This is a genomic window from Streptomyces sp. NPDC044064, from assembly GCF_056434245.1.
Map to the genome: position 1 here is coordinate 222,470 of NZ_JBWKFN010000010.1, position 21,071 is coordinate 243,540.

At 72.4% G+C, this 21,071-nt stretch carries 16 protein-coding genes; 11 read left to right on the forward strand and 5 right to left on the reverse strand.

Features of this window, described 5'->3' with window-relative positions; translation table 11 throughout:
* Positions 1-96: 96 nt before the first annotated feature.
* Positions 97-540, forward strand: a complete 444-nt coding sequence (locus AC07DS_RS18660; RefSeq protein WP_479146595.1) for a hypothetical protein — start codon at positions 97-99, stop codon at positions 538-540.
* Between the two features lie 65 nt (positions 541-605).
* Here AC07DS_RS18660 and AC07DS_RS18665 read toward each other — a convergent pair whose 3' ends face one another.
* Genes AC07DS_RS18665 through AC07DS_RS18675 form a run of 3 tightly spaced genes read right to left on the reverse strand, consistent with a single transcriptional unit; the run spans position 606 to position 3,338 of the window.
* Entirely contained in the window at positions 606-1,358 is a 753-nt protein-coding gene (locus AC07DS_RS18665) for an amino acid ABC transporter ATP-binding protein (RefSeq protein ID WP_145883205.1), read from the reverse strand.
* Between the two features lie 50 nt (positions 1,359-1,408).
* Positions 1,409-2,341: an amino acid ABC transporter permease gene (locus tag AC07DS_RS18670; RefSeq protein WP_479146597.1), complete on the reverse strand. Its 933-nt coding sequence runs from the start codon at positions 2,339-2,341 to the stop codon at positions 1,409-1,411.
* 37 nt (positions 2,342-2,378) lie between these two features.
* Entirely contained in the window at positions 2,379-3,338 is a 960-nt protein-coding gene (locus AC07DS_RS18675) for an ABC transporter substrate-binding protein (RefSeq protein WP_479146599.1), read from the reverse strand.
* Between the two features lie 573 nt (positions 3,339-3,911).
* Here AC07DS_RS18675 and AC07DS_RS18680 point away from each other — a divergent pair.
* Together AC07DS_RS18680 and AC07DS_RS18685 are read left to right on the forward strand one after the other, a co-directional pair.
* A complete protein-coding gene (locus tag AC07DS_RS18680; protein ID WP_479146601.1) occupies positions 3,912-5,132 on the forward strand; it encodes an NAD(P)-dependent malic enzyme in 1,221 nt (406 codons plus the stop codon).
* A 194-nt stretch (positions 5,133-5,326) separates the two neighbouring features.
* Entirely contained in the window at positions 5,327-6,292 is a 966-nt protein-coding gene (locus tag AC07DS_RS18685) for a zinc-binding dehydrogenase (RefSeq protein ID WP_479146602.1), read from the forward strand.
* A gap of 91 nt (positions 6,293-6,383) precedes the next feature.
* On the opposite strand, the gene AC07DS_RS18690 is transcribed toward AC07DS_RS18685, so the two are convergent.
* Both AC07DS_RS18690 and AC07DS_RS18695 read right to left on the reverse strand, forming a co-directional pair.
* Positions 6,384-7,460 carry a PadR family transcriptional regulator gene (locus AC07DS_RS18690; protein ID WP_479146604.1) on the reverse strand — a complete coding sequence of 359 codons (1,077 nt, stop codon included), beginning with the start codon at positions 7,458-7,460 and terminating at the stop codon, positions 6,384-6,386.
* Between the two features lies 1 nt (position 7,461).
* Entirely contained in the window at positions 7,462-8,445 is a 984-nt protein-coding gene (locus tag AC07DS_RS18695) for a DUF4097 family beta strand repeat-containing protein (protein ID WP_479146606.1), read from the reverse strand.
* A 269-nt stretch (positions 8,446-8,714) separates the two neighbouring features.
* Between AC07DS_RS18695 and AC07DS_RS18700 the strand changes: the two genes are divergently transcribed.
* From AC07DS_RS18700 to fxsT, 8 genes are all read left to right on the forward strand, one after another.
* Entirely contained in the window at positions 8,715-8,897 is a 183-nt protein-coding gene (locus tag AC07DS_RS18700; RefSeq protein ID WP_479146608.1) for a DUF6104 family protein, read from the forward strand.
* Positions 8,898-9,015: 118 nt separating this feature from the next.
* Complete coding sequence (locus AC07DS_RS18705; protein ID WP_479146610.1) at positions 9,016-9,426, forward strand: CU044_2847 family protein; 411 nt, start codon at positions 9,016-9,018, stop codon at positions 9,424-9,426.
* Positions 9,423-11,654: a VMAP-C domain-containing protein gene (locus AC07DS_RS18710; RefSeq protein ID WP_479146611.1), complete on the forward strand. Its 2,232-nt coding sequence runs from the start codon at positions 9,423-9,425 to the stop codon at positions 11,652-11,654. The genes AC07DS_RS18705 and AC07DS_RS18710 overlap by 4 nt, the downstream gene beginning before the upstream one ends.
* A 172-nt stretch (positions 11,655-11,826) precedes the next feature.
* Positions 11,827-12,840, forward strand: coding sequence for an AAA family ATPase (locus AC07DS_RS18715; RefSeq protein WP_479146715.1), 1,014 nt, complete (start codon positions 11,827-11,829; stop codon positions 12,838-12,840).
* Positions 12,841-12,847: 7 nt separating this feature from the next.
* A complete protein-coding gene (locus AC07DS_RS18720; protein ID WP_479146613.1) occupies positions 12,848-16,273 on the forward strand; it encodes an SAV_2336 N-terminal domain-related protein in 3,426 nt (1,141 codons plus the stop codon).
* Positions 16,274-16,364: 91 nt separating this feature from the next.
* Complete coding sequence (locus AC07DS_RS18725; RefSeq protein ID WP_479146615.1) at positions 16,365-16,643, forward strand: hypothetical protein; 279 nt, start codon at positions 16,365-16,367, stop codon at positions 16,641-16,643.
* The gene (locus tag AC07DS_RS18730) at positions 16,640-17,923 is read left to right on the forward strand and encodes an HEXXH motif domain-containing protein (protein ID WP_479146616.1); all 1,284 of its coding nucleotides are present in this window, start codon (positions 16,640-16,642) and stop codon (positions 17,921-17,923) included. The genes AC07DS_RS18725 and AC07DS_RS18730 overlap by 4 nt, the downstream gene beginning before the upstream one ends.
* Positions 17,924-18,003: 80 nt before the next feature.
* A complete protein-coding gene (fxsT, locus tag AC07DS_RS18735; protein ID WP_479146618.1) occupies positions 18,004-21,006 on the forward strand; it encodes an FxSxx-COOH system tetratricopeptide repeat protein in 3,003 nt (1,000 codons plus the stop codon).
* Positions 21,007-21,071 lie beyond the last annotated feature (65 nt).

Consider the following 21,071-nt stretch of genomic DNA (forward strand, 5'->3'; position numbering starts at 1 on the left):
CGCTCGCACAATTTTGCGAGGGGCCTGGCGTGGTGCATGATCACCGGCCGAGGGCGTTCCGTCCGGGCGTCCTGGAAACGGGAGGAAGAGTCTGTGATGCAGCTCAGGAAGTCTGCTGCCGTGGCAGCGGTGTGCGCGGCCATGTCGGTGGCGGGTGTGGTCACCGCGCCGTCGGCCTACGCCGAGGGGAACGGCGGGTGCTACTCGTACTCGAACATCGACACGTTCCCCAACAATGACACCGTGATGATCTGGAAGGCCTGCCTCAGCAAGAAGGCCACGCGGGCCGGGCACCCCTCCGCGATCGTCTCCATGGGGAAGAAGCACGCGAAGTGCAAGATCGTGATCACGGCCGTCACCACGGGCGAGAAGGTCGTCTCCCAGAAGACCTACGCCTGCCCGAAGGGGAAGGTGGTCAACAAGCACTACGCCGGTAAGGACTTCCACGGCAGGGGGCAGTTCACGACCTTCGTGCACATGTACAAGGTCAAGACGGAAGGCAATCTGTCGCCGCGCAGTCCGTGGCTCAACCTGCACTGACCTTCGGAAACGGCGGATGCCGCCCACCTTGACCGGGGTGGGCGGCATCCGCCGTTTGTGATCGTTCAGAGCACCTTGGACAGGAACGACTGCGTCCGCTCGTGCTGAGGGTTCGTCAGCACGTCGCGGGGATGGCCGGATTCGACCACCACACCGCCGTCCATGAACACCAGGCTGTCGCCCACCTCGCGGGCGAAGCCCATCTCGTGGGTGACGACGACCATCGTCATGCCCGACTCGGCGAGGTCGCGCATGACGTCCAGGACGTCGCCGACCAGCTCCGGGTCGAGGGCCGAGGTCGGCTCGTCGAACAGCATCAGCTTCGGGTCCATGGCGAGGGCCCGGGCGATGGCGACACGCTGCTGCTGGCCGCCGGAGAGCTGCGAGGGGTAGTTCCCGGCCTTGTCGGCCAGGCCCACGCGCTCCAGGAGCTGCATGGCGCGCTCCTTGGTCTCGGCCTTGGAAGCACCCTTGACCTGGACCGGCGCCTCGATGACGTTCTCCACGGCCGTCATGTGCGGGAACAGGTTGAAGCGCTGGAAGACCATGCCGATGTCCCGGCGCTTGAGCGCGACCTCGCTGTCCTTCAGCTCGTACAGCTTGTCGCCCTTCTGGCGGTAGCCGACCAGCTCGCCGTCCACGTACAGACGGCCCGCGTTGACCTTCTCGAGGTGGTTGATGCACCGCAGGAAGGTCGACTTGCCGGAGCCGGAGGGGCCGATGAGGCAGAACACCTCGCCCGGCTTCACCTCCAGGTCGATGCCCTTGAGGACCTCGACGGGACCGAAGGACTTGTGCACGCCCTCGGACTTGACCATCGGGACGGACGAGTGCTGCGGGGCGGAGTCCGTCTTGCTCAGCTTGTCGGTCATGCCGCGACCTTCCTGCTCGAGAAGGTCGTCAGGTGCGCCCTGACCTTCTGCCACGGGGTGGGCGGCAGGCTGCGGCTGGAGCCGCGGGCGTAGTACCGCTCGATGTAGTACTGGCCGACGCTGAGGATCGAGGTCATGATCAGGTACCAGGCCGCGGCCAGGAAGTACATCTCCACCGGGGCGCCGGAGTTCTGGCCGATGTCCTGCGCGTAGCGGAACAGCTCCGGATACTGGACGGCCGCCACGAGCGAGGTCGTCTTCAGCATGTTGATGACTTCGTTGCCGGTCGGCGGCACGATCACCCGCATCGCCTGCGGGATGACGATCCGGCGCAGCGTCTTGCCGTGGCTCATGCCCAGCGCGTGGGCCGCCTCGGTCTGGCCCTCGTCGACAGCGAGCAGACCGGCACGGCAGATCTCCGCCATGTACGCGGCCTCGTTCAGACCCAGGCCGAGCAGCGCCGTCAGCAGCGGCGTCATGAAGTCCGACCAGTAATTCTTGTAGATCGGACCGAGGTTGATGTACTCGAAGACCAGGCCCAGGTTGAACCACAGGAACAGCTGGACCAGGACCGGGGTGCCGCGGAAGAACCAGATGTAGAACCACGCGATCGACGAGGTCACCGGGTTCTTCGACAGGCGCATCACGGCGAGGCCGATGCCGCCGAGGATGCCGATCAGCATCGACAGGACCGTCAGCAGGAGGGTCTTGTAGACACCGGTCAGGATCCGGTCGTCGAAGAAGTAGTCCGGAACCGCGTGCCAGTTGATCTTGCCCTGGCCGAACGCGTAGATGATCGCGACGAGGAGCGCGATCGCGATGACGGCGGTGACGTACCGCCCGTAGTGGCGGACCGGGATGGCCTTGATGGCCTCCGGGCCGGCCGGCGGGGTGTCCGCCGGCTGCGCCGTCTTCTCGATGTCAGTCACGGGTGTTGCCTCTCGGTGGCCGCTGGGGTGCCGCGGGTCACTTGCCGCCGTTGATCGCGGACTCCTTGACGGCGCCGTCCTGGGCGCCCCACTTCTCGAGGATCTTCTGGTACTCACCGCTCTTGATGATCGCGTTCATCGCCGCCTGGAGCGCGTCCCGCAGCTGGGTGTCGTTCTTGGCGACGGCGATGCCGTACGGGGCCGCCTCGACCTGGTCACCGACGATCTGGAAGTCCTTGCCGCCGCCCGAGGTCTTCACCGCGTACGCGGCGACCGGGAAGTCCGAGGAGGCCGCGTCCACGCCGCCCGAGCGCAGGCGGGTCTGGGACTGCTGGTCGTCGTCGAACGCCTCGATGGCGAGCTTCTTGCCGCTCGGACACTTCTTGGCCTCCTGCTTGGCCAGGTCCTCCGAGACGGTGCCGCGCTCGACGGCGATCTTCTTGCCGCACAGGTCCGCCCAGGACGTGATGCCCTTGGCGTCGCCCTTGCGGGTGTAGATCGAGACGCCGGCGGTCAGGTAGTCGACGAAGTCGACGCCCTCGCCGACCTTCTTGCCGGTGTCCGGGTCGACGCCCTCCTGACGGTTCTTGTTGTCCGTCATCGCCGACATCGCGGTGTCGTAGCGACCGGAGCGCAGGCCGGTGAGCAGGGCATCGAAGGTGCCGTTCTCGAACGTGAGCTTCACGCCGAGCTGCTTGCCCATGGCCGCCGCCAGGTCGGGGTCGAGGCCGACGACGTTGCCGGAGGAGTCCTTGAACTCGACCGGGGCGTAGGCGATGTCCGAACCGACCTTGATCTCGCCCTTGTCGCGGATCTCCTTGGGGAGCTTGTCGGCGAGCGGGGCATTGCTCGTGGACGCACTGCCGGAGCCGTTGTCCTTGCCCTTGGTCTGGTCACCGCAGCCGGTGAGCAGCAGGGCGCCTGCGACCGCGATCGCACCGACCGCGGTGAGCCGGGAGTACGCGGCGGTCGTACGACGGGTGGAGCTTGCGGTCATCGTGGTTCCTCCGGCGGATGGGAAGAGGTGCCGATGGGTCGACGGAAACACACACCATCGGGTGTCGCGACCTCGTGGGTTTACCGCATCTTGCCATTCGGACTACGCCATTCAGGGGCGTGACTATGTCAAAATCGCATAACGGGTGACCCCCGAACCGCGTCAGGTCCCGCCAGGACGGGACTTCACGGCCGCAGATCTGCGGAAATCCATCACTCCGGCCGGAAAATCTTCGGGTCATCTCACGATGTGGTCCCCCCGTTGCGCGATGATCGATCAAGTCCGAGTTACCCATGAGTCACATCCGTGTTGTGCTCGTGTCAGCCGCGTGTCATCCACGTGTGGCCTTCTGGTCGCGAGATGTGACCTTGCACCTAATGGACTCGTCGTGAGCGCCGTCCGTCCGGTAAGAAGGTTCTTTACACCCCTCATCCGGGGCTCAGGGCGCGTGTGCGGCGCGCCCGTCGCGTATGTGCTCGTACGTATCAGCAATCGGGCCTTGCGCGGTGCCCGCCCACCCCTCACCAGGAGTGGTCGACCCTCAAACCATGCATACCTAAGGGGTAAATCAAAGTGGCAGCGGAGATCGTCAATCCTCGCAGCGACAGCAGTACGGATCAGGACGGGGCCGAGCCCCTCGATTCCTTCGATCCGGCATTCGCGCTGCACCGTGGCGGCAAGATGGCCGTGCAGGCCACCGTGCCGGTCCGCGACAAGGACGACCTTTCCCTCGCGTACACGCCCGGCGTCGCGCGCGTGTGCACCGCGATCGCGGAGCAGCCGGACCTGGTCAACGACTACACCTGGAAGTCCTCCGTGGTGGCTGTCGTGACCGACGGTACGGCCGTGCTCGGGCTCGGGGACATCGGTCCCCAGGCCTCCCTCCCCGTGATGGAGGGCAAGGCGATCCTGTTCAAGCAGTTCGGCGGCGTCGACGCGGTGCCGATCGCGCTCGACTGCACGGGCGTGGACGAGATCGTGGAGACCGTGGTCCGGCTCGCTCCCTCCTTCGGCGGAGTGAACCTGGAGGACATCTCGGCACCCCGGTGCTTCGAGATCGAGAAGCAGCTCCAGGAGCGGCTCGACATCCCGGTCTTCCACGACGACCAGCACGGCACGGCCGTCGTGACCCTCGCGGCGCTGCGGAACGCGGCGCGGCTGAGCGGGCGCGAGATCGGGCAGCTGCGGGCCGTCATCTCGGGCGCCGGTGCGGCCGGTGTCGCCATCGCCAAGATGCTGGTCGAGGCCGGCATCGGGGACGTGGCGGTGGCGGACCGCAAGGGCGTCGTGTCCGCGGACCGCGAGGACCTGACGTCGGTCAAGCGCGAGCTGGCCGGATTCACGAACAAGGCCGGCATCACCGGCTCGCTGGAGGACGCCCTCGCGGGCGCCGACGTCTTCATCGGCGTCTCCGGCGGTACGGTCCCGGAGGAGGCCGTGGCCTCCATGGCGGAGGGTGCCTTCGTCTTCGCGATGGCCAACCCGAACCCGGAGATCCACCCCGACGTGGCCCACAAGTACGCGGCGGTCGTCGCGACCGGGCGCTCGGACTTCCCGAACCAGATCAACAACGTGCTGGCCTTCCCGGGAATCTTCGCGGGCGCGCTGCAGGTGCGGGCCACTCGGATCACCGAGGGCATGAAGATCGCTGCCGCGGAGGCGCTGGCCGCCGTGGTCGGGGACGACCTCGCCGCCGACTACGTCATCCCGTCGCCGTTCGACGAGCGGGTGGCTCCGGCCGTGACCGCGGCGGTTGCCGCCGCTGCCCGTGCCGAGGGCGTTGCGCGTCGCTGACGTTGCGCTGAATGGCCCCGTGCGTTCGGACGGGGCCATTTTTTTACGCACCCGCCCGCCCGTTCGGGTGCCGCGAGGGCGCCCCTGAGGGCGTGGGCTGCGGGCTGCGCCGCACGGGTGCCGTCACGCAAGAGGGCATGTGTCACAGCGCCGTGCAGTTCCGTCAGCTGCACGGCGCACCTATCGTCGAGCCCATGTTCGCTGCCTACGCCGCCCGAATCGACCGCGACCAGCCGCTCTCCGGCCTTGAGTTGGGGGAGCGTCCGGCCCCCGGGGCCCGGCCCGGCTGGAGCACGATCACCGTGCGGGCCGCCTCCCTCAACCACCACGACCTCTGGTCCCTGCGGGGCGTCGGACTCCCGGAGGAACGGCTGCCGATGATCCTCGGCTGCGACGCCGCCGGGATCGACGAGGACGGCAACGAGGTCGTCCTGCACTCCGTCATCGGCCAGACCGGTCACGGCGTCGGCCCCAAGGAGCCGCGCTCCATCCTCACCGAGCGCTACCAGGGCACCTTCGCCGAGCAGGTCGCCGTGCCGACCTGGAACGTCCTGCCCAAGCCGAAGGAGCTGTCCTTCGCGGAGGCCGCCTGTCTGCCGACCGCGTGGCTGACGGCGTACCGGATGCTGTTCACCAACGCCGGGGTGCGACCCGGTGACTCGGTCCTCGTGCAGGGCGCGGGCGGCGGTGTCGCCACGGCCGCGATCGTGCTGGGCAAGGCGGCCGGCCTGCGGGTCTTCGCCACCAGCCGGGACGAGGCGAAGCGGAAGCGGGCCCTGGAACTGGGCGCGGTCGAGGCGGTGGAGCCGGGGGCCCGGCTGCCGCAGCGGGTGGACGCCGTCATCGAGACCGTCGGCGCCGCCACCTGGTCGCACTCGGTGAAGTCCCTGCGGCCCGGCGGGACGATCGTCATCTCCGGCGCCACCAGCGGCGACCGTCCCTCGCACGCCGAGCTGACCCGGATCTTCTTCCTGGAGCTGAAGGTCGTCGGCTCCACCATGGGCACCAAGGAGGAGCTGGAGGACCTGCTCTCCTTCTGCGCCGCCACCGGCGTACGGCCCGTCATCGACGAGGTGCTGCCCCTGGACCGGGCCCGCGAGGGCTTCGAACGGCTGGAGTCCGGTGACCAGTTCGGGAAGATCGTCCTGACCAACGGCTGACGTGCCGCGGCCGCCGAGGTGCGGCCGAGGTCTCTCCGTCCGGCGGCGTGTCCCGGGTGTCCGGGGCACGCCGCCGGGTCGTCCCGGGCGGTCAGACCTTCGGGCCGCGCAGCAGTGCCCCGATGTGGGCCGCCGCCGTGGACAGATGACGGCGGGCGTCGCGGAACTGCTCGGCGGTGACGCCCTGGTCGCGGGCCGCGTCGCGGATGTCGTCGCGGAAGCGGTCGAGCAGGCGGTCCAGGTCGCGGGTGGGGTCGCCGCTGCCGTCCTCATGGGCCCAGGACGGCTCGTACTCGGCCGGGAAGTCCTCCGGGCCGGCGGAGTAGTCCGGTCCCTCGGCGGCGGCCGGTTTGCGGGCGGCCCGGCCCGGCCCCCCGGCGGTGCGGCCGAAGCCCCGGTCCCTGCCGAACTCCTTCCCGTAGTCCTTCCCGAACTCGCCGAACTCCTTGGCCAGTTCGGTCAGGCCCTCCCGTACGCCGGTCGGCCAGTCGCCGCGCGTGAAGTGGTCCTGCACCCGCTCCTGGACATGCCGGGCGATGCGCTGCATCTCCTCCTGGGCCTGCGCCCGCGCCCGGGCCTGGGCCTCCTGGGCCTGGTGGCGGGCCCGCTGGGCCTCCTCGCGGGCCCGGCGGCTCTCGTCCTTGGCGCGGCGGGCCTGTTCCTTCCACTCCTGCTTGACCCGGCGCATCTCCTCCTTGGCGGCCCGCCAGGCCTCCTTCTCGGTGAGGTCGCCGTACTCCGCGAAGGGGCCCGCCTCGCCGCTGTCCGCCTTGGCGCCCCGGCGGGCCTCGGAGGCGGCGGCGCGCATCTCGCGCCGCAGGTCGCCCGCCGCGCCGCGCACGTCCGCCTTTATCTCGGCGGCGAGTTCGGCGACGGACTCGCGGATCTCCAGTTCCAGGTCGGCCAGCTCGCCGCTGCGGTCGGCCAGTTCGGCGCGGCCGGCGTCCGTGATGGCGTACACCTTGCGGCCGCCCTCGGTGGTGTGCGTGACCAGGCCCTCGGCCTCCAGCTTGGCCAGGCGGGGGTAGACGGTGCCCGCCGAGGGGGCGTACAGGCCCTGGAAGCGCTCTTCGAGGAGCCTTATCACCTCGTAGCCGTGGCGCGGGGCCTCGTCGAGCAGCTTGAGCAGATAGAGGCGGAGGCGGCCGTGGGCGAAGACGGGGGGCATGTCAGAGCACCTTCTTGTCGGTCGTGCCGTCGGCCGGGTCACCGGGGGCGTCGGGGCCCTGGCCGGAGACGGAATTGTCCCCCGGGGCGGCGGCAGGTCCGGCCGCCGGGTCGGCCGGTGTCCCGGTGGCCGCGGGGCCGGCGGGTGCCGCCGCCTCCCACGGGGTGTCGTGCTCGTCCTCGCCCGGCGGGCGGCGCAGCAGGGCGATGGAGCCGGAGACCGTGGTGGCCCGGAGCTTGCCGTTGCCCGCGCCGAGGCGGCCGGTGATCTTGTGGGCGCCCCACTGGCCGTGCACCCGCAGGCCGTCGAAGGCGTTGGAGATCGTGCCGCTCGCGGTGTTCGCCTCCACGTCCGCGTCCGCCGGATGCGGCAGGCGGATGGCGATCTCGCCGGAGACGCTGGTCAGCCGGACGTCGGTGGGGCCGTCCGGGTCCAGGTCGATGATCATGGAGCCGCTGACGGAGTCGGCGCGGACGGAGGCGCCCGATCCCTCGACCACCGTCAGGTCACCCGAGACCGAGTTGAACCGCAGGTCGCCCGTGACGGCCTGTGCCACCAGGTTCCCGGCGACGGTGTCGGCGCGGACCGGGCCGGAGAGGCCGACGAGGGTCGTGTCGCCGTTGACGCCCTTGATCACCGAGGGCCCGCTGAGGCCGGAGACGACCGCGCCCGCGCCCACCACGCCCACCTCCACGCGCGTGTCGGCGGGGACCGCGAGGGAGACGACGGCGCTGCGCCGCCAGCCCTTGCGGTCGAGCCACTTGAGGAACCCCTTCCAGGGCAGGTCCTCGTACGCCACCGTGAGGGTGCCGCCCTCCTGCGTGACGGTCAGGGGTGGGCCCTCGATGTCCGAGACCTCCAGACGGGCGGAACCTTCGTCCGTGCCCACGACGTTCACCGTTCCGTTGACGATGCGCACGTGCAGGTCGCGCACAGGGGTGTCGAAGGTGAGCTTCTGCGGCTCGGCGACGGACCACTCGGACATGGGGAGCCTCCTCGGCGGGACACGGTCGCGCTGCCGCGACACGCCATATCGCGTCTTCTGTCAAACACGATATATCGCGGTCGCCGAAAGTCAAGACACCCTTTCGTGTCGCTCCGGGCGCACGCGGTGCCGGGTCCGGCGTGTGAAGGACCGCGCGGGCGCGGGTGGCCCATGCGCCGGGGCGCGGCCCTGTGCGGGTGCACGGGCACGCGGCCGTTCCGCGTTGCATAGGCTGTCCCTGAGCTCCGTACACGCAGGAAAGGCAGCCCATGTACTTCACCGACCGCGGTATCGAGGAGTTGGAGAAGCGGCGCGGCGAGGAAGAGGTCACGTTCGAGTGGCTTGCCGAGCAGCTGCGCACGTTCGTGGATCTGAACCCCGACTTCGAGGTGCCCGTCGAGCGGCTCGCGACCTGGCTCGCGCGGCTCGACGACGAGGACGACGGCGAGTAGGCCGCAGCGGTCACTTCCGTCACAGCAGGGGCGATCATCGGCCTTCTCGTCCCATGACCCTCCCCCGTCGCTTTATCCGGAGTTAGCCTTCTCCTCCCATTCAGCGAACGGGGGCGTCATGGGTGGAGGGGTCGAACGCATACGGCTCGACGACGGAACCGTCGTCTGGGCCAGGCTCGCAGCGGCCGACGAGGAAGCGCTGGGCGACGGCGCGTACTGGGACACCGGGTTCGGGGACCGGGTCATCGACATGGCGGGCGGTCTGGCCGGCACGGTCGGGGGCGTCGTGCGCTCTCTGCGCGCCGGTCTGGACACACCCGCACCGGTCGAGGTGTCCGTCAGCTTCGGAATCGAACTGACGGCGCAGGCCGGCAAGATCGTGAGCGCCATCGCGGAGGGCGGCGGCAAGTCCTCCCTCACGGTCTCCCTGACCTGGACCGAACCGCCCGCGACGGCGGACGGCACGGACCCCGCGGCGCCCGGCGGCGCCGTCGTACCGCCCCGGTCCCCGGACCCCGGCACCGTATGAGCGCCTTCGACGAGATGGTGCGCCCCTCCCTCGCACGCATCGGCGCACCGGGTGACGGGTATGCAACGGACCGTGACCTGTACTGGGGGTCGGGGTTCTTCATGGCCCCGGGCTGGCTGTTGACCTGCGCCCACGTCGTGGGGAAGGGGGGAGCCGCGGTGTGCCGAGGGGAGAGCGCCATACGCGTGACCTGGCAGGAGCGCACCGCTGCCGGCACCTGGGAGGAGCGCACCGGCGCCGGGACGGCCGAACTCCTCGCGCCACGGCCCGCGACCCCCGAGTCGTTCCGCGACCCCTGGCCGTTCCCCGACCTCGCGCTCGTCCGCGTCAGCGGCGCGGACGACGTGCGCTGCCTCTGGCTGAGCGACCGCGAGCCCGGCGCCCGCACCCCGGTCGGGCTGTACGGCTGGTCCGCGCAGACCGGCGAGCTGGGCATCCGGCACGGCACCGGCGAGCTGGCGGGCTCCGACGCGCGGGCGCTGCTGCTCGGCGGCAGTCTGCCGATCGGCGGGCTGTCCGGCGGGCCCGTCCTGGACCTGCGGCACGGTTCGGTCATCGGCGTGATCAAGGGGCGCCGCCGGGAAGAAGGGGTCGCCGTCCCGGTCGCCGCGCTGCACGAGCTGCCGGACCCGCGCGAGGGCCCCGCCGTCCTGCACGAGGTCCTGCGCGCACACGACCTGCACCACCTCCGCCTCCTCGACGACCCGTCGCCGTACGCGAACTGGACCACGCTGCAGGCCGCCCTGCCCGCCCTCGCACCCCCCGCCTCCGGGATCACCGCCGACCTCCGCGCCCGGCTCCACGGCCATCTCGCCGAGCTGCCACCGCCCGCCGGGGCGGGCGAGATCGTCCACCTCGTGGAGGAGGTCAAGGAACAGGTGCGCGGCGAGCGGCTGCGCTCGCTGGTGCTGCAGAACGTGCGGACGTGGCGGGAGGGCGCCGGGCTGCTGTACGGGCTGCGCACGCTGGAACCGGGCGGCGGCGGCACACTGGTCGACCTCGACGCCGTCCTGCTGTACGCCGCCAAGGTGGTCCGCAGGTGCGTGAAGGAGCGTCCCGGCGAGGTGGATCCCGCGCGGCTGAGCGCGTTCGCCGGCTGGCTCGGCGGGCAGGCGGACGGCCACCGGAACTGGGCGGTGGGCGAGGCGATCCGGGGGCTGCTGGAGGGCGTGGACGGCCAGGCCGCCGGCGGACCGGGTGACGGTGGCCAGGGGAACGGCGGCCTGGGTGACGGCGGTCAGGGGGACGGAGGTCGCCCCGCCGGGCCCGCGGCCCCGCCCCCCTCGCGGCCGGACGCCACCCGGACCGACGTCCTCGTCAAGGTGGGCCGGCCCATGTACGACGGGCGCTACCCGTGGAGCGTGCAGCTGATCTACGACGGCCTGGACGTCACCCCGGTCGACGCCGACGACCGGGGTGTCCGTGTCGAGGAGCTGGCCGCGGCGCTGCGCGCACCGCTGGCGCAGGCGCTCAGCCAGGGCGACCACGGGGAGCATCTGGCCGCGCTCGAGGTGTTCCTGCCCCGCAAGCTGTTCGATCTGCCGGTGGACGAGTGGCAGTTGCTGCCGGGCGCCGAGGCCATGACGGCCCTGGACACGGACGAGTACGAGGAGGGGTACGAGGGCGAGGAGGACGACGACGGTGACTTCGTCGACGAGCGGTCCATGCCGCTCGGGATGCGCCGGACCGTCATCATCCGGGACCTGCTGCGCAACGACCGTCCGCCCACGCCGGAGTGGCGCAGGCGCCGGCGCGGCGTGGTCGGTGGGCCGCTCGCGCACGAGCCGCTGCACGGCCGGGCCCCGGACGACGGCCACCCCGCCGCGGCCCGCCCCGCGGGCAAGTACCCGTACTACGGCGCCCTGTCGGCGATGGACGACGCGTGCGTTCCGGTCTACTGCGGTCCCGTCGGCAGCGGGGAGGGGCAGGCGGCGATGAGGGACGCGCTGATGGCCGGCCACTCGGTGGTGCTGTGGCGCCGGGACCGGCACGACCACGACGAGTGCAAGGACTTCCACCGGCAGGCCGCCCATCTGCTGGGGATGGCCCGGAACGCCGAAGGCCTGCACGGCCCGGTGCGTGACCTGCGCATCCGCCTGTACGACCCCGAGTCGGCCCGGGCCCAGGGCCTGCGCGGGAAGCTCGCCGTGCTGTTCGATCCGCCGGACCGGCCGCCGTACGGCACCGAGACGATGCGACCGCCGCCACTGGCCGCCCCCGGCGGCTGACCCGCTCCGCGTCCACTCCGGACACCCAGTCAATTCCCATGATTCGCAAGGCTGTTCGGCGGGCCGGAAGTGAACGCCGGACCCTCCGAACCCAAGCGGACACGGCCGCCTGATGGCTATTCTCGTACGGCCGGGCCCGCAGCATGATCACCAGAGCCGGGAGGAGCCCAAGGTGAACGACTGGCGGATCTACCGCGGAGTGGGCCAGCCGCACGACGGCATGCTGCGGTTGCCGGCACCGCCGCCCTGGCGCGATTTCGAGGCCTCCCGGGAGAGCACGGAGACCGGCCCCGAGGACCCCAGCAGTGCCCGCAGGCTCGGTGTCCGCCGGCGTCTGGTCGAGAGCTACGCGCCCCGGCCGGCCGAGGTGGACGCGGTCAACGCGGCCCTCTATCTGCGCCGGCCGCTGCTGGTGACCGGCAACCCGGGCACGGGCAAGTCCACCCTGGCGTACGCGATCGCCCATGAACTCGGTCTCGGCAAGGTGCTGCGCTGGCCCATCGTCAGCCGCACCACCCTCCAGGACGGCCTGTACCGGTACGACGCGATAGGCCGCCTCCAGGACGTCCAGCTGGAGCGCGCCCGCGGCGCCGAGGGCGCGACGGCCGCCCCCGGCATCGGCTCGTACATCCGGCTCGGCCCGCTCGGCACCGCGCTGCTGCCCTCCGAACAGCCCCGCGTGCTGCTCATCGACGAACTCGACAAGAGCGACCTCGACCTGCCCAACGACCTGCTCAACACCCTGGAGGAGGGCGAGTTCTCGATCCCCGAGCTGGAACGGCTCGCCGACCGCGAACCCGTCGTCGAGGTGCTCGACCACGACGGCGGCCGGGTCGCCGTGCACGGCGGACGGATCGCCTGCACCGCCTTCCCGGTGATCGTCCTGACCTCCAACGGCGAACGCGACTTCCCCGCCCCCCTCCTGCGGCGCTGCGTCCAGCTGGAGCTGGACCCGCCGGGCGAGGAGCAGCTCACCGCCATGGTCGAGGCCCATCTCGGCGCGGACGGCGTCGAGGCCGGCCCGGATCTCATCCGCAGGTTCCTGGAACGCGAACCAGGCGAGGTGCTCGCCGCCGACCAGCTCCTCAACGCCCTCTTCCTCACCCGGCACGACCCGCGCGCACAGAGCCTCACCCGGGAGCGGATCGCCGAGATGCTCATGCAGCCGCTCGACCGTACGAGGTGATGGCCCGATGCCCGGGATGCGCCTGGACGAGCTGATCGGCAAGCTGCGCCAGGGCGGGCTCGACCTCACCGCGGAGGACGTGGCGGACGCGGTCTGGCTCGCCCGGCGGCTCGGCGCCGCCCCGCCCCGCGACGCCCCCGGACCGCCCGGCACCACCCCGGCCCGCCGGTCCGACGCCGACTCGGAGCCGTCGCCCGCCGACTCGGCCGCGACACCGGTCACCGACCCGCCCCCGGCCCGGACGGACGCCCCCGCCGCCCCGGTCCCGCTGTTCACGCCCGGCCTCACGCCGCGCCCGCGGTCCGACTCCGCCGCGCCCGCCGCGTTCCCCGTCCGCGCTCCCGCCGCCGGCGCCCTGCCCGGACTGCTCGGCCTGGAGAAGGCGCTGCGCGCGCTCGGCCGCTACCGGGTCGCCTCCGTACGCTCCGAGGACGACCCGATCGACGAGGAGGCGACCGCCGACCACGCCGCCGCGAGCGGCATCGTGCTCCCGCTCACCCGGCCCGGCCGCCGCCGGCGCTGCGACGTCCAGCTCCTCATGGACACCGGGCCCGCCATGGCCGTCTGGGGGCAGCTGGTCGAGGAACTGCGCCAGGCCTGCCAGCAGTCCGGCGCGTTCTCCTCCGTCCGCGTCCACCACCTGTACGCCGACGCCTCCGGTGCGCCCCTCGTCGGTACGACCGCGGGGCCCGGCCGGCACACCCGGCTGCGCCCCGCCGACGAACTGCACGACCCGACCGGCCGCCGGCTCACCTTCGTCATCAGCGACTGCGTGGGCCCGCTGTGGCAGAACGGCAGCGCACAGCGCCTGCTGCACCAGTGGCCGCGCACCGCCCCGCTGGCCGTGGTCCAGCCGCTGCCGCCCCGGCTGTGGGGCCGGACCGCGCTGCCCGCCGAGCCCGGCGTGCTGCTGCGCCCCGCCGAAGTCGGCGGCCGCCTCGGCTTCCTGCCCGACGACGAGCCCTGGGAGGAACCGGCGCCGGGCGCCCGGCCCGTACCGGTGCTGCAGCCCACCCCGGAAGCCTTCGAGGCCTTCGCCCGGCTGCTCGGCGGCGCCGGCCCCACCAGCGAGCGCGCCTGGGCGGCCTTCACCGACCCGGGTACGACCCCGGCGGCCACCCCCGCCACGGCGGCACCGCGCAGCGACGACGACCTGCTGCGCGCCTTCCGCGCCGGAGCCTCACCCGGCGCCCTGCGCCTGGCCGTCTACCTCGCCGCGGCCCCCCTGACGCTGCCCGTGATGCAACTGGTCCAGCGGGCGATGCTGCCCGACACGGGCCCCATGGAACTGGCCGAGGTCCTGCTCGGCGGGCTGCTCCGGCAGCTCCCCGGCACCGAGGGTCAGCCCTGCTTCGCCTACTCGGGCCGGGTGCAGGACCTGCTCCTGTCCTCCCTGGACCAGGACACGGCCGGGCTCGTGCTCAAACACTGCTCGGCCTATGTGGAACGGCACTTCGGCCGGGGCACCCGCAACTTCGCCGCCCTCGCGGCCGCCCGGCTCGCCGACCACGGCCCGGCCGCCGGAGCCGCGCCGCCGCCCGAGGACACCGGCCCGGCGGAGCGCGGCGGCAGCGTCGAGGCCGAGCTGTTCGCCCGCATCCCGGCCCGGGTCCTGCGCTTCTACCTGCCGGACCTGGTCACGCCCGACCCGCTGACCGAGGCCGAGCGCCTGCTCGACCAGTGGCACCACCTGGCCGACCCCGAGGTGCTGCACCGCGCCCGCGAACAGGCCCTCGCGGCAGCCGCCCCCGGCACCGGGACCGTCCCCGGCACCGGCCGGCGGTCGCACCTGGTCCTCGGCCGCATCCTGCGCGCCGAGGCGGGCACGGCGGCGGCGCGTACGGCGGGCCGGCGCGCCGAGCTGCTGCGCGAGGCCGCGGCAGAACTCGCCGCGGCCCACACGGCGGCCCCCGCCGACAGCCGCGAGCGGGCCGAGGCCGCCCTGGAACTCGCCTCCTGCCGACGCGAGTTGTGGCAACTGACGGCCGAGACCGACCACCTCACGGCCGCCCTGGACGTGCTCGACCCCGAGCCGGCTCCCTGGCCGGGGCTGACGGATCAGGCGCGGTCCTGGTTCCGGGCGCGACGACAGGAGGACGGGGACACCGAACCCGACGGCTCCGGCGGAACCGACGCGCGTCAATCCGAGCCGGACGGTTCCGGCGAAACCGGCGGGCGCCAACCCGAGCCGGACGGCTCCGGCGCAACCGGCGCGCACCAACCCGAGCCGGACGGCTCCCGCGCCGGCCCGGGCGATCCCGTGGCGTTCGGACCCGCCCCGGCGGGCTCCGTGGACCGTCCGGGCCACGGCCCGGCGCAGGAAGCGTCCGGTGTGCCGCAGGCCGCCGGGACGGGCTCCGTGCCGTGGCCCGTCGCCGCCCACCGGGCCCGGTTGTTGCTGCGTGGCCGGATTCTGCTCGATCTGCGGCATCCCGGTGCGGCCGTCGGGGAGCTGCGGGAAGCCTGCGGGATCCTGGACGCCGAGCAAGCCGCGGATGCCGTACGCGGGCCCGCGTTGCTCGATCTGGCGCGGGCGCTGCGGGAGTCGGGGGCCGAGGACGGTCAGACGCGGCGGGCGCTGCTGCGGGCCCGGCGGGCCGCCGGGGACGACCCCGAGCTGCTGCTGCCCTGTCTGGCCGCGCTGGCGGCCTTCCACGACGCGGCGGGGGAAGCCCGGGAGACCGACGAGACGTACGAACGGGCCGCGCTGCTCGCCCCCGCCGACGGCACCCTGCGCTGCCAGCTCCTCACCGCCTGGGGCGAGTCGCTGCTGCGGCGGGCCTCGGCACGGGACGGCGCGGGCATCGTGGACCGGGCCGAGTACGTCCTGCGCGAGGCGCTGAAGTCACTGCCCGCCCGGTCCGCCCAGCGTGGGCGGCTCCAGGGCCTGGTCGGCAGCGCACTGGCCCAGCGGTTCCGCCATCTCGGCTTCTTGCCCGACCTGTTCGAGAGCCGTCACCTGCTCGGCCAGGCCGTGCGCGCGGCGGCCGACGCGGCCGTAAGGGCCGAGGCGTGGCTGCAGTTGGGGCGGGTTCGGCTGGAGGGGTGGCGTCACGCCGGTGCGCCGCTGCTGATGGACGCGTTGCAGGCGTACGAGAACGCCGAGCGGGAGGCGCAGGCCGCGCACGGCGCGGACCCGGGCTCGGTGACGGCCGCGCGGGCGCGGCACAGCAGCGGGGCGGTGCTCGCGCTGATGGGGCGGCCCGCCGCGGCCCACAACGCCTATCGGGCGGCCCGGGACCAGTGGCAGCGACTGGTGGCGGTCCTGCGGGAGGTCGACTGGGCGGACGTGGAGTTGACCCGTGGCGCCGCGGAGGAGCCGACCGCGGACGGGTCCGGGTGGATGCCGGATGAACAGTGGCGCCGAACTGCCCCACCGTGGTGGCCTTGGAACCCGGAGTGGAACAACTCGATTGAGCTTGACCGGAGTTGATCCCGGTCGGGTTTCTGCTCCCCGCCAGTCGGGAAGAACTGGGCAGCTGTCACGGCCGTGCGGGGCGGGCGTGGGGCAGGGAGGAGCCGAGGTGGGGGAGGACAGGATACGGGCGGTCGGCCTCGGCCGGACGACAGGAGAGGGCCTGGTTCTGCCCGACCTCACTGACGTCGACCTGCGGACTTTGCGGGACCTGGACGATCCGGAGCTGATCGCGGCGGTGGAGGGGGTGCTGGCGGACCCGGAGGAGCTGCGCCGCGTCTGGTACACCAACCCGGACGACGACGCCGTACCGGAAGGGCCCGAGGGGCGCGCGTTTTCGGCCGGTCGTGCACCGCGCCCTTTACTGAGTGAGGACACCGTGGCATGACCTCGGGGCCGGTCACGTCGGAGATCTTCGCCGAGCTGGCGCGGACCCGGCCGCTGCCCGTGACCACCACCGCGCTGCGATCCGCGCTGCATGCCCGCCGGATGCTGCTGCTCAAATCCCTCCTCGTCCGCGTCGAACGCCGGCACGATGCGCTGCCGCCCGCGGTACGACGGCGCTTCGAGGAGGACTGGGCACTGCTGGAGCGGGCCGAGCGGGCCGACCCCGCGGTGGTCCGTGACGTGCTCGACTATCCGACGACCGGCTCCTGGCTCGCCGAGCTGCTTGCCGCACCCGACGGTCCGGCCTTCGAGGAACGGCTGGGTCGGCTGGGCGATGTGGCGGTCGCCGCCGCGCTCCGGGCGGGGTGCCGTTTCACCACCACGTACCCGCTGCCGACGGGCACCCTTTCCCTGCCCGGCATCGGCCTGCTGCGCTGCGCCCCCGGACCGGCCCGGCTGAGCGGCCGCGCCGGCGTCGTACGGCTCACCGACAGCGCGGGCGGCACGGTCCTGCTGTCCGCGGCGGCACCGGAGGTCCCGGAGCCGCGCCGGGTGCCCCACGGCCTGCCGGCCTGGTCCGCGCTGCACATGCTGCCCGGTGGCGCAGCCGTCCTCGACGATATGGACCCCTACCGGGTGCCTTCGGGCGGCATCGGCCCGGCGGCCCTGCCCGCGGCCGAGCGTCCGTACTCCGACCACCTCGCCTGGACCACCCGCTGGCGTGACGCGCTGGCCCTGCTGGTCACCACGCATCCCGGCCGGGCCGCCGAGACGGCGGCGCTGGTCCGTTGCGTCGTACCGCTCACACCCCCGGCGGGCGCGGGTACGCCGATGAGCGCGACGCTGCGCACCGCTCCCGGCGCCGTCCTCACCCAGCTGCCGGCCGACCGGCGGGACCTGGCGGAGTTGCTGGTGCACGAGACGCACCACACCAAGCTGGCCGTGCTCGACGAACTCGTCCCCCTGCGGCGGCCCGGCGGCGGCACCCTGCACCGGGTCGGGTGGCGGCATGATCCGCGGCCCGTCTCGGGAGTGCTGCAGGGGGCGTACGCGCATCTGGCGCTGATGGACCTGTGGTGGAGGGCCCGGACCGGGCCGGGGGGCGACTGGACCTGGGGCCGGCGCGCGGCAGAGCGGTTCGAGGTACACAGGGACCAGGTCGGCCAGGCCTTGTCCGTGCTGCGCGATTCCGATGAACTGACCCCTGAGGGAAGGGAGTTCGTCCGGAACATGGGTGCGCACCACGGGAGTCTCGGGGCGACCGCCCGGCAATCCGGATAACGCTCCGTAGAAGCGCCTTTGCGTTACGTTATGTGTGTGGCTGCCCGAGAGGGCGGCAGCCGCGGGAACAGGGAGCGACGATGGCGGAACAGCGGCGGGCGGGCGAGGCCGGTGCGGCGGCACACGAGCACGTTCTCGTGGTCTTCCCGGGATACCACCGCTCATGGGCGGCATGGATCGCGCAGTGCCTGGAGCGCCACGGGCACCGGACCACCCTGCTGCGCTGGGACCCGCCGCGCGCGGTGCCCCTGGAGGACTCGCTCGGCGACCTGCTGCTGTCCAGCGGCAAGGTCCTCCTCGTTCTCAACGACTGGTTCTTCGAACTCGGCCCGCGTCCGCCCGGCGAGTGGAACGATGCCCTGCGCGGTTTCGTGGCCGCTCACGCCGACCGCTTCGCCGCGGTCAACCTCACCAACCGGCCGCTGCTCCCGGCCACCGCGGTGCTGGAGCCGGCCAGTCTGTGGGCGCTGAGCGAGGAGGCCGCCGAGGAGCGTCTGCTGAGCAGGCTCGGCCTCGAGCGCCGCCCGCGCCCGCGGCCCCTGCCGGATCAGATGCGTTACCCCGACGAGCGCTGCGAGATCTGGGGCGAGGTGCCGCGCCGCAACCCGCGCTTCACCGGCCGCGACGACCTGCTCAACGATCTGCACCAACGGCTCGCGGACGCCGAGCGCGGGGCCTCCGCCTGCACGCTCGTCGGCATGTCGGGCATCGGCAAGACCCAGCTCGCCGCCGAGTACGCGCACCGCTTCAGCACCGACTACGACCTGGTGTGGTGGGTCAACTCCGACGACCGCAACATCCAGCGCGACCGACTCGGCGAACTCGCCGTGGAACTGGGCCTGCGGATCGGCAGCGAGCCCGGCGAGCGCATCCGCGCGGTGCGCAACGCGCTGCGGCGCGGAGATCCGTACGCCAACTGGCTGGTGGTCTTCGACGGTTGGGACGACACCGAAGGCGTGTCGGCCCTGCTCCCGCAGGGCACCGGCCACGTCCTGATCACCTCACGCAACCGGGCCTGGAGCGAGCACACCGACGTCCTCGCGATCCCCTCCTTCCTGCGGGCCGAGTCCACCGCGTACCTGATGCGCCGCGCCCCGCACATCAGCGCCGCGGAGGCCGACGAGGTGGCCGCAGAGTTCGGCGACGTCCCGCTGCCGCTCGTGCAGGCCGCCTCCTGGCTCGGCGAGTCCGGCATGGACGTGGCCGAGTACCTGCGGATGGTCCGGGAACGACGGCTGTCCACCGTCGACGAGCCCGTCACCGGCGAGGGCTTCCCGCGCTCCTCCCTGACCTCGTGGGCCATACTGCTCAACCGCCTGCGCCGCTCCCAGCCGCAGGCCATCGACGTGCTGAGCCTGTGCACCTCGTTCGCACCCGGTCGTATCCCGCTCGGCCTGATCCGCGCCTACCCGCGGGCCGAACTGCCCGAGGAACTGCGCTGGATGTCCACCGACCTGCCGGCCTGGACCAGGGCCCTGGACACACTCGTCAACTTCTCCGTGCTCACCCGGGAGACCCGCGGACCGCTGGCCGCCGAGATGGGCCCGCACCAGGAGTCCGTGCACATGCACCGTCTCGTCCACGACATCGTCTCCAAGCTGACCAGCGAGGACAGCCGGGACCTGCACCAACGGGCGGTGCGCACCCTGCTCGCCGAGGCGGACCCCGGTAACCCCGCCGACAGCAGGAACTGGCCGCGCTACGCCGAACTGCTGCCTCACCTGGAGCCCTCCGGCGCCCTGGAGAGCCGCCAGCCCCGCGTCCAGGAACTGGTCCTGAACTGTCTGCGCTACTGCTCACGCAGCGGGGAGTACAGCGGCGGCCTCGAACTGGCCCAGCAGGTGCGCCCCCACTGGTCCCGGTTCATGGAGCCGCTCGACCAGCCCATGCTCGACCTGGCCACCCAGGAGAGCAACATGCTCCGCAACAGCGGCCGGTTCCGCGACGCCTACGAGCTGCACCGCGGCGTGCTGGACCGGCTGCAGGCCGCGCCCGGGCGGAACGAGATCGGCGAGCTGGTCACCAAGAGCGCCATGGCGTCCGGCCTGCGCAACCTCGGCCGCTACCAGGAGGCGTACGACCTGCAGCGCGAGGTGCTCGACGGCAACGAGCGGCTCCTCGGCCCGGACGAGCCCCCCACCCTGGTCGCCCGGCACAACCTCGGTGTCGGCCTGCGCCTGCTGGGCCGCTACGCGGAGGCGCTGGAACTCGACCTGGAGACGCTGGGCAGGCGCGAGAGCGTGCTGCGCGCACGGCACATCAACACCCTCAACTCGGGCAACGCGGTCACCCACAGCCTGCGGCTGCTGGGCCGCTACCGTGACGCACTCGCCCGCCAGGAACCGGTCGTACGCCTCCATGTGCAGGTGCTCGGCCCGCAGCATCCGCAGACCCTCGAAGCCCGGGCCCAGCTGGCCATGTGCAGACGTCGCGAGGGCGGTCACGCCCCGGAGGTAGGCCCGACCTTGGCCAGCCTGCTGGAGCAGCTGATCCAGCTGCACGGCCGCGAGCACTACCGGACCCTGGCCTTCATCACGAACTACGGCAACTACCTGCGGGAGCACGGCGACCTCTCCCAGTCCCGCGAGCTGATCGACGAGGCCGAGGCCGGCTACCGGGCCCTGCTCGGCCCGGCCCACCCGGTCGCCACCGGCATGCTCTCCAACACCGGCCTGGTCATGCAGGCCGCGGGCGAGCGCGGAGAGGCCCTGTCGATGTTCGAAGCCGCCCTCGCCGGTCTCACCGCCACCCTGGGCGCCGACCACCCCTGGGTCCTCGGCTGCGCCCTCAACGCGGCCAGTGCCCGCAATCTGAACGGCCGGATCGCCGATGCCGTCGAACTGAGCCGGGACACCCTGCGCCGGGCCCGGCACACCCTGGGGCACGAGCACCCGCTCACCCTCTCCGGCCAGGTGGCACTCGCCGCGGACCTGCGCGCCGCCCGTGAGCAAGAGGAGGCCGGGAAGCTGGAGGACGACGGCCTGCTCGGGCTCACCCGCACCCTGGGCGCCCAGCACCCGCACACCATCTCGGCCCGCCAACGCACACGCCCCTACTGGGACTTCGAGCCGTACCTGGGCTGACGGTCACAAGCGGAAAAGGGCCCGGCCCCGAGTCACTGTGAACTCGGGGCCGGGCCCTGCTTTCG